Here is a 13,732-nt window from a genome sequence, read left to right as displayed (position 1 = left end):
TCTGCGCTGCGACGGCGTTGCTCACTCCCCCACTGTGGCACCCGCCACTGACATCGCAATGCCGGTGGGCCAAGTGCCGGAACGCCTTCGCCGCACCCTAGTTGGGGCGTCGGCAGGAGTCATCCGGATGGGCCACTCGTCACCCGATGGAATGGCTTTGGGCAAAGGTGCGGTTGTTCCGGGCCGGGCCGCCACGGGACTTGGGCCGGGGTCTACAAGGCTGGTCCGGGCTGGTACGCAGCTCCTCCAGGGCTTCCTCGGGGCTGCCGCAGGGCTTGTACGGGGCTTCAACGAGGCTTCCGCGGGACGTCTGCGCGACTTCTACGGCGTAGGCCAAGCGCCCCGCCGCGCCCCGGGCGCCACAACAGCGGGGCCCCGGTGCGTACACCGGGGCCCCGTTGAATTCTGGCGAAGTTCAGCCCTCTGCCCCGGCCGCCTTGCGGGCGATGTCGGTGCGGTGCTGCGAGCCGTCGAGCCGGATCCGGCCCACCGCCGTGTACGCCCGCTCCCGGGCCTCGGCGAGGTCCTTGCCGGTCGCGGTGACCGAGAGGACCCGGCCGCCCGCGCTGACGACCGCGTCGCCGTCCCGCTTGGTCCCGGCGTGCAGGACGTACGCGGTGGGCTCGTCCTGGGCCGCGACGTCCGCCAGGCCCTCGATGGGGTCGCCGGTGCGGGGCGTCGCCGGGTAGTTGTGGGAGGCGATGACCACGGTCACGGCCGCGTCGTCGCGCCAGGTCAGCGGCGGTTCGGCGTCCAGCGTGCCGGTGGCCGAGTGGAACAGCACGCTCGCGAGCGGCGTCTTGAGGCGGGCGAGCACGACCTGCGTCTCGGGGTCGCCGAACCGGGCGTTGAACTCGATGACCCGCACCCCGCGCGAGGTGATCGCGAGGCCCGCGTACAGAAGGCCGGAAAACGGCGTTCCGCGGCGGCGCAGCTCGTCGACGGTCGGCTGGAGGACGCTCGCCATGACCTCGTCGACGAGCTTCGGGTCGGCCCACGGAAGCGGCGAATAGGCGCCCATGCCACCGGTGTTGGGGCCCTCGTCGCCGTCGAGCGCGCGCTTGAAGTCCTGCGCGGGCTGGAGCGGCAGGACGGTGACGCCGTCGGTGATCGCGAAGAGCGAGACCTCGGGGCCGTCGAGGAACTCCTCGATGACGACGCGTTCGCAGGCCAGCGCGTGCTCCCGGGCGGCGGCGAGGTCGGGCGTCACGACGACGCCCTTGCCGGCCGCGAGCCCGTCGTCCTTCACCACGTACGGAGCACCGAAGGCGTCGAGCGCCTCGTCGATCTCCTCGGGGGTGGTGCAGACGTAGGAGCGGGCGGTCGGCACGTTCGCCGCCGCCATCACGTCCTTGGCGAAGGCCTTGGAGCCCTCCAGTTGGGCGGCCGCCTTCGAGGGGCCGAAGCAGGGAATGCCCGCGGCCCGTACGGCGTCGGCGATCCCGGCGACGAGGGGCGCCTCGGGCCCGACGACGACCAGGTCGCTCTGCAGCTGGACGGCGAGGCGGGCGACCGCGTCCCCGTCCATCGGGTCCACGGGGTGGAGCTCGGCGACCTCCGCGATCCCGGCGTTGCCGGGGGCGCAGTACAGCGCCGTCACGTCGGGGTCGAGGGACAGGGAACGGCACAGGGCGTGCTCGCGGGCACCGCCGCCGATGACAAGGACCTTCACGGCAGCCAGCCTAGCCGCCGCGATGGCGTGATCTTTGTGCGGGCCACCAGGTGGACCCCTACCCCTCGTTCGTATATTCCTCCACCACGGTCGCCCCGAGCTCGCGCACGATCAGGTCGTGCCCGGACAGCGCGTTGTCCACGAGATCCGGGTCGTCGTCCTCCGGAGTGTCGTCCTCGAGGCGCACCGGCGGAGGCTCCTCGTGCCGTGCGTCGTGCCGTACGGGAGCGGCGGCCTGCGGCGGCTGCTGCGTGGGCTGCACGGGAGCGGGCGCGGCCGGGGTCGCGGGCCGGGCGGCCTGCGCGGAGGCCTGCGGCGCGTGCGGGGGCTGGTACTGCTGGGCGGGCTGGGACGGGGGACGGGACGGGCCGCCGCCGAAGTTGCCCGCGGCGGGCGGGGGCTGGGTGCCGCCCGACGGGTCGATGATCGCCTCGACCTTCCACTGCACCCCGAACCGCTCGGAGAGCACGCTGCGCAGCACGTCCTCACTGCCGCTGCTCGCGAAGTTGTCGCGGGCGCCGGCGTTGATGAAACCGAGCTGGACGGTGGTGCCGTCGAACCCGGCCACCTGCGCGTTCTGACTGAGCAGGATCCAGGTGAAGCGCCGCTTGTTCTTGACGGCCTCCAGAATGTCCGGCCACATGTTGCGCACCTGCATGGCGTTGCCCTGCGCGACGGGGGCGGGCGCCTGCTCGGCGGGAGCGGGGGCGGGGGCGGGGGCGGGGGAAGCCTGGGGAGCCGGGGCGGGCTCGGGAGCGGGCGCGGCCGAGGGCCAGGCTCCGGCGGAAGGCGCGGAGGCGGGAGCGGGGGCCGCTGCGCCGGGCCACGCCCCGGGACGGCCGCCCCCCTGCCCGGGCGCGGCAGCCGACGGCCAGGCCCCGGCGGGACTCTGCTCCGCGGGCTGCGCGGCCGGCGCCTGCTGAACGGGCTGCTGCTGCACAGGGGGTTGCTGCACGGGCGCCTGCTGCACCGGCGGAACGGGAGGCGCACCGGCCCCCGAGTGGGCGGGCCCGCCCATGGGCGCCGACCCCCCGGCCCCCGCACCCCGCACAGCAGCCCGAGCAGCCTCGGGCCCGCCGGGCCCGCCCTGCATCGGCGCATGCGCCTCGGGCCCGGGCACGTACCCCATGGCGGGCCCACCGGCGGGCGCCGCCTGGAAGTTGACCCCGCGCTCAAGGCGGTCGATACGGGCCTGGAGCGAGCGCTCGTCGTCGTACGCGGCAGGCAGCAGCACCCGGGCGCAGATCAATTCGAGCTGGAGCCGCGGCGAGGTGGCCCCGCGCATCTCGGTGAGCCCGGCGTTGACGAGATCGGCGGCCCGGCTCAGCTCGGCGGCCCCGAACACCGAGGCCTGCGCCTGCATCCGCTCGACGACATCGGCGGGGGCGTCGATGAGCCCCTTCTCCCCGGCGTCGGGAACGGCGGCGAGGATGACAAGATCGCGCAGCCGCTCAAGAAGATCGGCAACAAACCGCCGTGGGTCGTTCCCCCCCTCGACAACCCGGTCGACCACCTCGAAGGCGGCAGCACCGTCGCCCGCCGCGAAGGCGTCGATGACGGAATCGAGCAGAGACCCGTCGGTGTACCCGAGCAGGGCGGTGGCCATGGCGTACGTCACACCGTCCTCGGCGGCACCGGCGAGCAGCTGGTCCATGACGGACATGGAGTCACGCACGGACCCGGCCCCGGCCCGCACGACGAGCGGCAGCACGCCGTCCTCGACGGGAATGCCCTCGCGCCCGCAGACGTCCCCGAGGTACTCCCTCAGGGTGCCCGGCGGAACCAGCCGGAACGGATAGTGATGCGTACGCGACCGAATGGTCCCGATGACCTTCTCGGGCTCGGTGGTGGCGAAGATGAACTTGAGGTGCTCCGGCGGCTCCTCGACGACCTTCAGGAGGGCGTTGAAGCCGGCCGAGGTCACCATGTGCGCCTCGTCGATGATGTAGATCTTGTACCGGCTGGACGCGGGCCCGAAGAAGGCCTTCTCGCGCAGCTCACGGGCGTCGTCGACACCACCGTGCGAAGCGGCGTCGATCTCGATCACATCGATGGAACCCGGCCCGTTGCGCGCGAGGTCCCGGCAGGACTGGCACTCCCCGCAGGGCGTGGGCGTCGGGCCCTGCTCGCAGTTCAGGCATCTGGCAAGGATTCGGGCGCTGGTCGTCTTGCCACAGCCGCGCGGCCCGCTGAACAGGTACGCGTGATTGACCCGGTTGTTCCGCAGCGCCTGCTGCAGCGGGTCGGTGACATGCTCCTGCCCGATGACCTCGGCGAACGACTCGGGGCGGTAGCGGCGGTACAGCGCAAGGGACGACACACATACGAGGTTATCGGGGCCCACTGACAACCGGCCCCGCCGACGGCGGCCCGCCCGCCGTGCACCCGCCGAAACAGCGCCCCACGCAGGGGAAACGAAGCCCCCCGCCGCACAAAATCAAGCGCCCCCCACGCACCCGCCAGAGCCGACCTACCCTTGCTGCCTTCCGGCCCTGGGGGAGTTCAGTCAGATAGCGCCACGTGAGGGGCTCCGCACAGGGTACCCGATCCCTGACGTGGGAACGAGTTCGCGAGCACCCCTCAACGTCTTGTATTGTTTGCCGCGGAGGATTCGCCTAGTGGCCTAGGGCGCACGCTTGGAAAGCGTGTTGGGGGCAACCCCTCACGAGTTCGAATCTCGTATCCTCCGCCAGTGCCTCACCGGGCACGATGTTGAAGGGCCCCACCGTTCGCGGTGGGGCCCTTCTCCGTTCGCAGTCTCATCTACAGTCTCAACGCGCTTCGGCGGAGCCCTTAGGACCGTCCTCCTCGGCGGTCTTGGCCACCTCCCAGAGAAGACCGCCGACCTGTTGCGCGACGTCGGCCAGGATTCCGCCCGTCACGTGCTGGTAGCGGGCCGTCATGGCCGTGGACGACCAACCCATGATCTGCACGACCACGCGTTCCGGGACTCTGAGGATCAGCAGCACCGGGCGGCGGTGTGCCGGGCGTCGTGCAACCGGCCGTCGCGCACCTTCGCGTCCGTGAGCAACTGCTTCCACGCGCCGTAGTCGGTGCTCGGTACCAGCGACTGACCCACAGGTGAGGCGAAGACGAATCCCGTCTCCTGCCACAGCGCGATGGGCCAACGGGCACCAGTCCGGAGCCCGACCGCTTCGGCACTTGCCGCACACGTTTCCCAGGTACCGGCTAGCGACCTGGAACTCGCCCGCCCCACCTCGATGCCTGGTGCCGCCTGCCAAGTGGAAGCGCCTTCACTTTCTCCCGCATCCGCGGCGTGATGCCCGCGTAGACCTGGTGGGCAAGCCGGGGCGCCCGATGGCACTCCACAAGGCACCTCGCGAGATATACTCAAACCCACATTTGATATCAGGGAGGCGCACATGAGTCGGACAGTAATCGACCTGGACGACGATCTGGTCGCGGACGTGGCGAAAGCCCTTGGGACGAACACCAAGAAGGAGACCGTCAACACCGCTCTTCGCGAAGTGCTGGAGAGCCGGCGTCGCGCCCTGGCCCTCGCCCGGCTGCGGGCCGCCGCGGGCGACGGCGCATTCGATCTGGAGCTGTTCGAGAACAAGGAGAACTACCGCCGGTGAACGCGGCCCAGTTCCTGATCGATACCAGCGCGCTCGCGCGGTTCATGCACGGGGAAGCGGAGCAGTACGGCTGGGACCAGGCCGCCGCGGCTGGGCTCATCGCGACCTGCCCGATCACCGAGCTCGAGTTCTTCTACAGCGCCCGGTCGACTGCCGACCGGGCGCGCGGCATCGAGGACATCCGGCTGATCTTCAGCTGGGTTCCCGTCGACGACCGCGCCTACAACCGCGCCTGGCAGGTCCAGGAAGCCCTCACCAAGCAGGGGAAACACCGAAGCGCCGGAGCGGTCGACCTGGTCGTCGCCGCGACCGCTGAGCTGCAGGGGCTCACCCTGCTCCATCGCGATCACGACTTCGAGTCCATCGCTGCAGTGACCGGGCAAGCCCTCCAGTGGTACGGCCCGGATCACGGCAAGTAGGTCGGCGGTGGTTGCAGTTCTGGTTGCATTCACCGCCGTACAGCAGCGTCCAGACGCCCCATCCACACCAGCTCCACCACAGGTCAGAATGCTCCTGTACGCCCCGGACCCCCAGGTACGCAAGGTGGCCGCCCCACGCGCCTGGGTTCACCTGGCCCCTTCGGGGCGGGCAGCCCTCCTCGCGGACCCGGATGCCGAGGTGCGAACCGAAGCCTTGCTTCGGTACTACTGTTCCACCCCGCTCTCGGCGGCCGGCTTCGCCGAACTCGCCGACGACGGGAAGCGGGAACGCGCTGCCCGTACTTGTGTGCTCGGGACCTGGAGGACGACGAAGAGGCCATGCGCCGCTGCGCCACCTCCGCGCACGTGATGCTTCGCCGCAGCGCCGCGTGCGCGAAGAACCTGCCGGCCGACGTGGTCGACCTGCTGGCCCACGACGAGGACTGGGTCGTCCGGCTCTTCCTGGCCGAACACTGTGCCCAGGCCCCGGCCGACGTACTGCTGGAGATGGTGCAGAGCTGGGGCGGCTACTCAGCCGCACGGATGGTCGAGCACCCCAACTTCCCCCGGCAGGGGACCCTGCGCTTCGCGGACGATCCCAATCCTCGTACGCGCGGGCACGCTCTCCTCGATCCGAAGTCGACCGCCGAACTGGTGGAACGGTTCAGCCGGGACCAGGACTCGGGCGTCCGCCGGCGCGCCCTGCGGGACCAGCGCCTGTCCGCCGCATCCGTGATCCGCATGTTCGACGACCCCCACCACGGCATACGGGACGAGGCAGCCGCCGACCCGCGCCTGCCCACCCGTGTCCTGGCCACCCTCCTGCACGACGCCGCGACCGCAGCCCGCGCCGCCGCGAATCCCGCCATCCCCGAAACCGTCATGCACCACCTGCTGGACCGGTAGCCGGGACGCACTGTTGGTGCCCGCTCACGACTTCCGGGGCATCGCCGCAGCCACCGGGCCTCAGGGGCTGCCCGGCAGGGCGAGTTCCTGGTCGCCGTCCGTCAGGGGCGGCGGGAGCCGGTCGAGGACGGTGAAGGCGCAGTCGAGGCCGGTGAGCCGGAACAGCCGCATGACGCCGCGCCTCCCGCGGACCAGCCGCAGGGTGCCGCCTCGTGCGGCCACGCCGTCCTGAACCTCGTCGAGGAGCCGCAGGCCGCCCGCGTCCATGAACGTGACCGGCCGCAGATCGACCACCACTTCCGGCGCTTCCCGGTCGATCATTCGCTCCACCGCGGGGCCGAGGACGAGCCGCGCCTCGATGTCGATCTCCCCGAACAGCTCCAGGACGGTGGTCGCCGCCACCGCCCGGTCCCACAGGCCGAACCCGGTCACATCGGCACGCATGAGGAACCCCCAACGATCCCCTCAGGACAACGATCCCTTCGGGACGGACAGACAGCACACGGGCCGGCCGCCGAACCTCGGCGCCGGAGCAGAGCGGAGCCACCGGGGCCCGGGGCCGCACTGCTCGTGGCGTCCCTTCATCATGCCCGTTTGCCGCCCATCCGACCCGCTTACGACCGGAGTTGGCCGGACCTGCCCAGCCCCTTGGGCACCCGTACGTACCCGATTCATCACGCATCGCCTCACAGCGGCGGCTCCTCCGACTGGCGGGGGACGCGGATCGTTTCCGTGGGGCGTAACTGGCGGCGTCTGGCAGGAAGTTGAGCCGGTTCCGCGGGGTGGTTGCGAGGGCCGCGGGCGCGGGATGCGGGGCCGGCCAGGAGGGTGCTCGTGCGGTACAGGTACTGGACCTTGATGCGCAGGGCCCAGGGGTCGAGGGGCTTGATCAGATAGTCGGCCACACCCAAGTGCAGGGCCTGGGCCGCCATTTCGCTGTCCTGGCCCATGCCGGTCACCAGGATGACGGGGATCAGCTGGGTCTGGGTCAGGCGGCTCAGATAGCGGGCCACGTCCAGACCGCTCACGCCCGGCATCACGACATCGAGGACCGCGACCGCTATTCCCCCGTGCAGCGCGGCCTTGAGGGCGGCGTCCCCACTGGTCGCGAGCTCGAGCGGATATCCGAGCGGCGCGAGGATGCTCTCCATGGCGAACAGGTTGTCCTCATGGTCGTCGACCAGTAGCACCTTCATGTCCGCAGACATGGCCCCATCACCTTCACTCGGGAGCGCCGGATAGGCATATGCCCGTTCGCGGCCGCTCGTACGCAGTCGGGGAGCACCACTGTGGTGTGCATGTGGGGGATGCACATGTGGCATGCATGTGCCGGGTCCGTCCGCACATAGTCTTCGGCTGGCTTGTGTGGACCGAATTCTCGCACCGGGCGCCCCGGAACATCAGGGTGTCGACAATCCCGGTTCCGCCTCTCTTGGCGACACGGGGTGCCGACACGCACGTGCCACTGGCCCATGTCCCGCCTTGCTCACACCTATGGGTGAACCCCTGCGACTCGACTCCGGGGCCCGCCGGAGCTGCGAAAACCCCAAGATCCGCTTGCCGGGGACGCGGAACCTCTCCTTCCTGTGGTCTGAACCACCGTCCACCGTGCGGAACTTGATACCGATCAGCCTCCAGAATGACCGGATGATGATCCCGTCATCCCCTTTCGTACGGTACGCGGCCAGGAACGGCGAGCGATGAACACACCCGCCTCCCCCATGCTCTTCACTTCGTTCGAGCAGGGCGGACCCCCGTCGGACCGAGACCGCTCGGCCGCCCTCACCCCCGCGGTGATCGGCGCCGTACTCGTGCTCGTCGCCGGCTGGCTGCTCCTCGCCACCGTGCCCGGCACGCTCGACGAGGAGCGGGCGTTCGCGTCGGCGCCCGGCTGCCCGGTCGCCGAGGTGTCCACGGAGTGCAGACACACCGTCGCGGCCACGGTGACCTCCGCCGCGGCCGACCACAAACACCGCTCGACGTACTACTGGCTGGGCATCGGACACGTGCAGGACGGGCCGGGCGCGCTGCCGGGGCGCCTCAAGTCCGGCCCCCTCAGGGCCGCTTCGGCGGTGCGGCCCATCGCGGGGGTGCCGCGGCGCGTCAAGATGGAGGGACGTACGCCGGTGTTCTCGGCCGTGCGGCCCGGCGCCCCGCTCCAACTCACGTACTGGCACGGCGAGATCAGGTACATCGAGTTCCGGGGACTGCGCCAGTACACGGCGGCGGATCCGCGGGGCGGCTACCGGCTGCCGCTGGCCGCGGCGCTCGTGCTGCTCTGCGTGGGAGGGGCGTGCCTGCGCAGCGCGTACTGCTGGGTCCGGCGCGCCGAGCCGCCCGCGCACGAGCCCTGGCGGATCACCGTGCCGCTGACGTCGGTGCTGCTCATCTCGTGCTTCACCTTCGGTACGCCGTGGGTCACCGGCGGGGTGCCCACCGCCCTGCTGCTCACGGCGGTCGGGGCCGTGCCGGTGCTGGCCGGGGCCGTCTGGCTGGCACGCCGTCATCAGCGACGCACCACCGACACGATCAAGGTGACCCCCCTGATCCCGCTCGGCGAGCAGTGCTTCCCGGGCACCATCTTCGGCGAAGTCCCCTACGGCCACGAGGAGTTCGGCTACCTGGTGGCCGCCCCGGGGCTGCTCGCCGCCACTCCCGATCCGGCCGGCCGCATCGCCCGCCGCCCCGTGCCCCGCACCCTCACGGCCGTCCGCGTCCGCCCGCCGTACTGGACCGACCCGGGCCCCCGGCCCGCCCCCGGGGCGCAGGTGGTGGAGTGCCGGGACGGGGCGACTGCGGTGTATGTGGTGACCGAACAGCGTTACACCGCTTTGGTGTTGGGCGCACTCAGGCGTCCTGCGGAGGCACCGCTGCGGGCGAGCTGCACCGCTCTGTGGGCGTAGCACCCATAGGAGCCAGCCAGCCCACAGGGGGACAACCCATAGCGGGCCAGGCCTACACCCCGAACGGTGCCGGGTAGCTGATCACTCCCGTCGGCGCGGGCGGCCCGTCCGGCCGCAGCCGGAGCGCCATCATCGCCTCGTCCGGTACGTCGAAGGGGGCGCGGATACCGAGGCCGGAGGCCGGGGTGAAGCCGAAGCGGGGGTAGTAGTCCGGGTGGCCGAGCACCAGGACCAGGTCCTCGCCCAGCTCCCGCGCGGCATCGAGCGCGGCCCGGACCGCGGCGGAACCGGCGCCCGTGCGCTGGCACTCGGGCGCCACCGCGACCGGCGCGAGGGCCAGCGCCGGGGCGTCGCCGACCCGGCACCGGGTCAGCAGGGCGTGGCCCACGACCGTGCCGTCCGGTGCCTCGGCCACCATCGAAAGGCCGGGAATCCACGCGGGGTCGTCCCGCAGCGCGTCCACGAGGTCGGCCTCGTCCGCGGTGGGGAACGCGGCCAGGTTCACGGCTCGTACGGCCGCCCTGTCCGCCGCCTCGGCCATGCCTGCGGGCGCCTCGGCTCGCGTCCTCCAGGTGTTGCCGGAAGCCGCGCGCTGGCCGGAAGCCACATGCGGGGACGACGTGGCGCCGGAGACCGCGGCAGTCAGGTCCGCCGTGTCGGCGGGAGACGCGGGGTCGGAAGACATGGGGTCGGAAGACCTGTGGTCGGGAGACATATGTGGGGTATCCATATGCCGCCGATGGTTCCATTTGCCCCAGGTCCGGGCCAGCGAATTACCGCCGGGCACCCTACTCGTCCGGTACCTCCGCCGGGCAGCTCGTTCCCTCCGCCGGCACCGTGCCGTCCGTGAAGAAGGCGTCCACCTTGGTGCGGATGCACTGGGAGGCCGAGTACGCCCCGTGCCCCTCACCCTCGTATGTCATCAGCACACCGGAACCGAGCCGTTTCGCTGTGTCCTGGGCCCATGGGTACGGCGTCGCCGGGTCGCCCTTGCCGCCCACGACCAGGATCTTGGGCGCGCCGGGGTGGTCTATCCGGCGGATGTAGTCGGTGCCCGCCGGCCAGCCCGCGCAGGCGACGGCCCGACCGGCCGAACCGGGCCCGAAGTACGGGGATTCCTCGGCGAGTTGCTTCTGTACGGCGGCGAACTCCTTCGCCGGGTCGGCGGGCCGTACCGGGTCGTCCGCGCAGTTGATCGCGAGCATCGCCTCGTTGGAGTTGTCGGCCGGCGCGTAGTCCACGTCCTCGTTGAGCGAGGCGAGGACGGTGGGGTCGCCCTCCTGAAGGAGGGCGGCGATCCCCGCGGACAGTGTGGGCCAGGCGGCCTGGCTGTAGAGGGCGGCCTGGACCGCGCTCCGAAGGTTGTCGCCGGTGAAGTCCTGGTTGTCGGCGCCCGTCACCACGTTGCCGTCGGCGAGCTTGGCGACCGCCGTCTCGAAGGTCGCCCTGACCTCCGCCGGGCTGGTGCCGAGCTCGCAGTTCTGCTGGGCGCAGCCTGCGAAGAACGCGTCGAGCGCCTTCTGGAACCCCTTCGTCTGCACCAGCGCGTCCTGCTCGGCGGTGCCCTGCAGGGTGTCGACGGCGTCCAGGGCCATCCGCCCGGTCTTCTTCGGGAACTGGCTCGCATAGACCGCGCCGAGCCGCGTCCCGTACGAAATCCCCAGGTAGTTGAGCTTCTTGTCACCGAGCACCTGGCGCAGTATGTCCATGTCGCGGGAGGCGTTGACCGTGCCGACGTGGTCGATGACCGGGCCGGTCTTCTCATGGCACGCCTTCGCGATCCTCTCCGCCTCGGCGACGGCGGCGGCCCCCGTGTCCGGCGCGTCCTGGCGCTCGCCCTCCAGTTGCGCCGGCCCGTCCTCGCCGCCGCAGCGCACGGGGGAGCTGCGCGCGACGCCGCGCGGGTCGAAGCTCACCAGGTCGTAGTGCTTGCCGATCCCGGCGGCCACGGGCCGGAACGCGGCCAGGCCGTCGACCCCGGAGGCGCCGGGGCCGCCGAAGTTGAAGACGACGGAGCCCTTGCGGTCCTTACCGTGTGCCGCGGTCCTGAAACGGGCCAGCGCCAGCGATATGGCCCCCTTGCCGAGGTCCCCGTAGTCGACCGGCACGCTGAGGGTGCTGCACTCCATCTCCCGTACGGAATCGAGGAGTTCGCCCGTCTGGCCTTCGGTGGGCTTGCACGGTTCCCAGCCGATCTTCTGCTGGTAGAACCGGCTCAGATCCGGCTCCGGCCCGGCGGCGCGGGGTTCGGCCGCGGGGCCGATGAGCGCGAGGGCCGCCGCACCGGCTCCGGCTGCTATTGCACGTCTCGCGAGCATGGGCTCTCCCTTCCAGGAGGCCAAGTCCCTCGTTCAGGCTAGGCATCGCCGCCGGAACCCGCGCGCCGAGCCCGCGCTCACGCTACGTGGCCACCTGGCGACCGCTCCCCCAGCCACTCCGCGAAGCCCACGACCCCCCGGGCGTCGGGGTGGGTGGAGGCGAGGTGGCCGGCGCGCAGGGCCCGGCCCATGCGGCCGGGGATGGGGGCCGGCACCAGGGCGGCCCGGCGCGCCGTGGTGGCGCGCCAGGTCGCGGCCAGGGTGTGCAGGTCGGTCCGCTCGGGGCCCGCCGCCTCGATACGGCCGTGGCGCGGGTCGGCCTCGGCCGCGTCCGCGACGGCCCGGGCAGCCTCCACGGCCGCCATCGGCTGCATGATCACGTTCCTCGATGCGAGCAGGACGCGGGCCCGGACGGTCGCCGTGAACACTCCCGCGATCAGCTCATGGAACTGCGTGGCCCGCACAATCGTCCACGGCACCGGGCCTGCCATGACGGCGTTCTCCTGGGCCACCTTGACCTTGTAGTACGGCATCGGCACCCGGTCGCAGCCCACGATCGACACGCACACGTGATGGGCCACGCCGGCCGCGCGCTCCGCCGCGACCAGGTGTTTCGTGCCGTCCACGAGGGTGGCGCGCATGGTGCGCGGGGAGACGGAGTTCGCGGCGTCGACCACCACGTCGCAGCCCGCGAGCGCGGCCTCCAGGCCCTCGCCCGTGGACAGGTCGACCGGGTACTCGGCCGAACTCCGGCTCAGCACCCGGACGTTGTGCCCGCGCGCCCGCAGCTCGTCGACGACATGGCGGCCCAGCGTGCCGGTGCCTCCGGCGACGGCGATGCGCAGGGTGCTGGCGCCTCCGGCGTCATGGATGTCGTTCGCGTCTATGTGGTTGATCTCCATGTGGTCCATGCCCAGGGGACGGGACGGCCTCGCCATCTGTGACAACCCTCCGTCACCCACACCGCTGACGATCAGGTGTGGAGGGATTCCGCGGCTTCGCTGTGGCCTTCGGGTTCCAGCTGGAGCGTGGAGTGGGCCACGTCGAAGTGGTCCCCCACGCAGCTCTGGAGCCGGGTGAGCAGTGCCCCGTACCCACCGTCCAGGGCCGCCTCCTTCACCACCACATGTGCGGTGAGCACAGGCATCCCGGAGGTCACCGTCCAACCGTGCAGATCATGTACGGCGACCACACTCGGCTCGTCGAGGAGGTGGCGGCGCACCTCGGCGAGGTCGACGTCGTCCGGAGCCGCCTCCATCAGGACGTGCAGGGCGTCGCGCAGCAGTCCGTACGTCCTCGGCACGATCAGCAGCCCGATGACGATGGAGGCGATCGGGTCGGCGGCCTGCCAGCCGGTGAACAGGATGATCAGGCCGCCCACGATCACCGCGACCGAGCCCAGTGCGTCGCCGAGCACCTCCAGATAGGCGCCGCGCAGGTTGAGGCTCTTGTCCTTGGCGTCCTTGAGGAGCCACAGACCCACCAGGTTCGCGGCGAGCCCGCCCACCGCGACCGCGAACATCAGCCCGCCCTTGACCTCGACCGGCTCGCTGAAGCGGCGGATCGCCGACCACAGGACCCAGACGAAGATCGCGGCGAGGAGCAGCGCGTTCAGGACCGCCGAGAAGATCTCCACCCGGTAGAAGCCGAAGGTCCGGCGCGGTGTCGGGGCACGCTGGGCGAGCGTGATCGCGCCCAGCGCGAGGGAGACCCCGATCGCGTCGGTGAGGCTGTGCGCGGCGTCGGCGAGCAGCGCGAGGCTGCCGGAAAGCAGCGCGCCGACCACCTGGATGAGGGTGATCGACGCGCTGATGCCGATGGTCCACAGGAGCCGCTTGCGGTAGGTGCCGCTGAGCGTGCCGGATGCGGCCGAGGGAGCGCCGTGGTCGTGTCCCATGCGCGCCTCCTCGTGCGG

12 protein-coding genes, 1 tRNA gene, 1 other RNA gene and 1 pseudogene are annotated in these 13,732 nt (G+C 71.4%); 5 read left to right on the top strand and 10 right to left on the bottom strand.

Annotation, left to right across the window (positions count from 1 at the left end; all coding sequences use genetic code 11):
- Window positions 1–415: 415 nt before the first annotated feature.
- From purD to ffs, 3 genes are all read right to left on the bottom strand, one after another.
- Window positions 416–1,672, bottom strand: a complete 1,257-nt coding sequence (gene purD, locus ABD346_RS02700) for a phosphoribosylamine--glycine ligase (RefSeq protein WP_344371146.1) — start codon at window positions 1,670–1,672, stop codon at window positions 416–418.
- A 58-nt stretch (window positions 1,673–1,730) separates the two neighbouring features.
- Window positions 1,731–3,992 carry a DNA polymerase III subunit gamma and tau gene (locus ABD346_RS02695; protein ID WP_344371145.1) on the bottom strand — a complete coding sequence of 754 codons (2,262 nt, stop codon included), beginning with the start codon at window positions 3,990–3,992 and terminating at the stop codon, window positions 1,731–1,733.
- A 114-nt stretch (window positions 3,993–4,106) separates the two neighbouring features.
- Window positions 4,107–4,205: signal recognition particle sRNA small type (gene ffs, locus ABD346_RS02690), an RNA gene on the bottom strand.
- Between the two features lie 71 nt (window positions 4,206–4,276).
- Between ffs and ABD346_RS02685 the strand changes: the two genes are divergently transcribed.
- Window positions 4,277–4,364: transfer RNA gene (locus ABD346_RS02685), tRNA-Ser, on the top strand.
- Window positions 4,365–4,443: 79 nt separating this feature from the next.
- Here ABD346_RS02685 and ABD346_RS38765 read toward each other — a convergent pair.
- Window positions 4,444–4,784: pseudogene (locus ABD346_RS38765) on the bottom strand (tyrosine-type recombinase/integrase); the annotation flags it as partial.
- A gap of 271 nt (window positions 4,785–5,055) precedes the next feature.
- Between ABD346_RS38765 and ABD346_RS02675 the strand changes: the two are divergent.
- From ABD346_RS02675 to ABD346_RS02665, 3 genes are all read left to right on the top strand, one after another.
- Window positions 5,056–5,271, top strand: a complete 216-nt coding sequence (locus tag ABD346_RS02675) for a type II toxin-antitoxin system VapB family antitoxin (RefSeq protein WP_318325532.1) — start codon at window positions 5,056–5,058, stop codon at window positions 5,269–5,271.
- Window positions 5,268–5,690: a PIN domain nuclease gene (locus tag ABD346_RS02670; protein WP_344371143.1), complete on the top strand. Its 423-nt coding sequence runs from the start codon at window positions 5,268–5,270 to the stop codon at window positions 5,688–5,690. The genes ABD346_RS02675 and ABD346_RS02670 overlap by 4 nt, the downstream gene beginning before the upstream one ends.
- 339 nt (window positions 5,691–6,029) lie before the next feature.
- A complete protein-coding gene (locus ABD346_RS02665; RefSeq protein WP_344371142.1) occupies window positions 6,030–6,596 on the top strand; it encodes a hypothetical protein in 567 nt (188 codons plus the stop codon).
- Between the two features lie 60 nt (window positions 6,597–6,656).
- Here ABD346_RS02665 and ABD346_RS02660 read toward each other — a convergent pair whose 3' ends face one another.
- Together ABD346_RS02660 and ABD346_RS02655 are read right to left on the bottom strand one after the other, a co-directional pair.
- Window positions 6,657–7,040, bottom strand: coding sequence for an STAS domain-containing protein (locus tag ABD346_RS02660; protein ID WP_344371141.1), 384 nt, complete (start codon window positions 7,038–7,040; stop codon window positions 6,657–6,659).
- Between the two features lie 242 nt (window positions 7,041–7,282).
- Window positions 7,283–7,804 carry a response regulator gene (locus ABD346_RS02655; protein ID WP_344371139.1) on the bottom strand — a complete coding sequence of 174 codons (522 nt, stop codon included), beginning with the start codon at window positions 7,802–7,804 and terminating at the stop codon, window positions 7,283–7,285.
- Between the two features lie 492 nt (window positions 7,805–8,296).
- Here ABD346_RS02655 and ABD346_RS02650 point away from each other — a divergent pair, with 492 nt between their 5' ends.
- Window positions 8,297–9,499: a hypothetical protein gene (locus ABD346_RS02650; protein WP_344371138.1), complete on the top strand. Its 1,203-nt coding sequence runs from the start codon at window positions 8,297–8,299 to the stop codon at window positions 9,497–9,499.
- 52 nt (window positions 9,500–9,551) lie between these two features.
- Here ABD346_RS02650 and ABD346_RS02645 read toward each other — a convergent pair whose 3' ends face one another.
- The 4 genes from ABD346_RS02645 to ABD346_RS02630 all read right to left on the bottom strand — a co-directional run bounded on the left by ABD346_RS02645 (window position 9,552) and on the right by ABD346_RS02630 (window position 13,714).
- The gene (locus ABD346_RS02645; protein WP_344371215.1) at window positions 9,552–10,040 is read right to left on the bottom strand and encodes a GNAT family N-acetyltransferase; all 489 of its coding nucleotides are present in this window, start codon (window positions 10,038–10,040) and stop codon (window positions 9,552–9,554) included.
- 247 nt (window positions 10,041–10,287) lie between these two features.
- Complete coding sequence (locus tag ABD346_RS02640) at window positions 10,288–11,817, bottom strand: alpha/beta hydrolase (RefSeq protein ID WP_344371137.1); 1,530 nt, start codon at window positions 11,815–11,817, stop codon at window positions 10,288–10,290.
- A gap of 77 nt (window positions 11,818–11,894) precedes the next feature.
- Window positions 11,895–12,755, bottom strand: coding sequence for an SDR family oxidoreductase (locus tag ABD346_RS02635; protein ID WP_344371135.1), 861 nt, complete (start codon window positions 12,753–12,755; stop codon window positions 11,895–11,897).
- A 35-nt stretch (window positions 12,756–12,790) separates the two neighbouring features.
- Complete coding sequence (locus tag ABD346_RS02630) at window positions 12,791–13,714, bottom strand: cation diffusion facilitator family transporter (protein WP_344371134.1); 924 nt, start codon at window positions 13,712–13,714, stop codon at window positions 12,791–12,793.
- Between the last annotated feature and the right edge of the window lie 18 nt (window positions 13,715–13,732).

The organism is Streptomyces mauvecolor (assembly GCF_039532965.1).
In the GTDB taxonomy this organism is placed as follows: Bacteria; Actinomycetota; Actinomycetes; order Streptomycetales; family Streptomycetaceae; genus Streptomyces; species Streptomyces violascens.
This window is presented reverse-complemented; position numbering and strand designations above follow the sequence as displayed.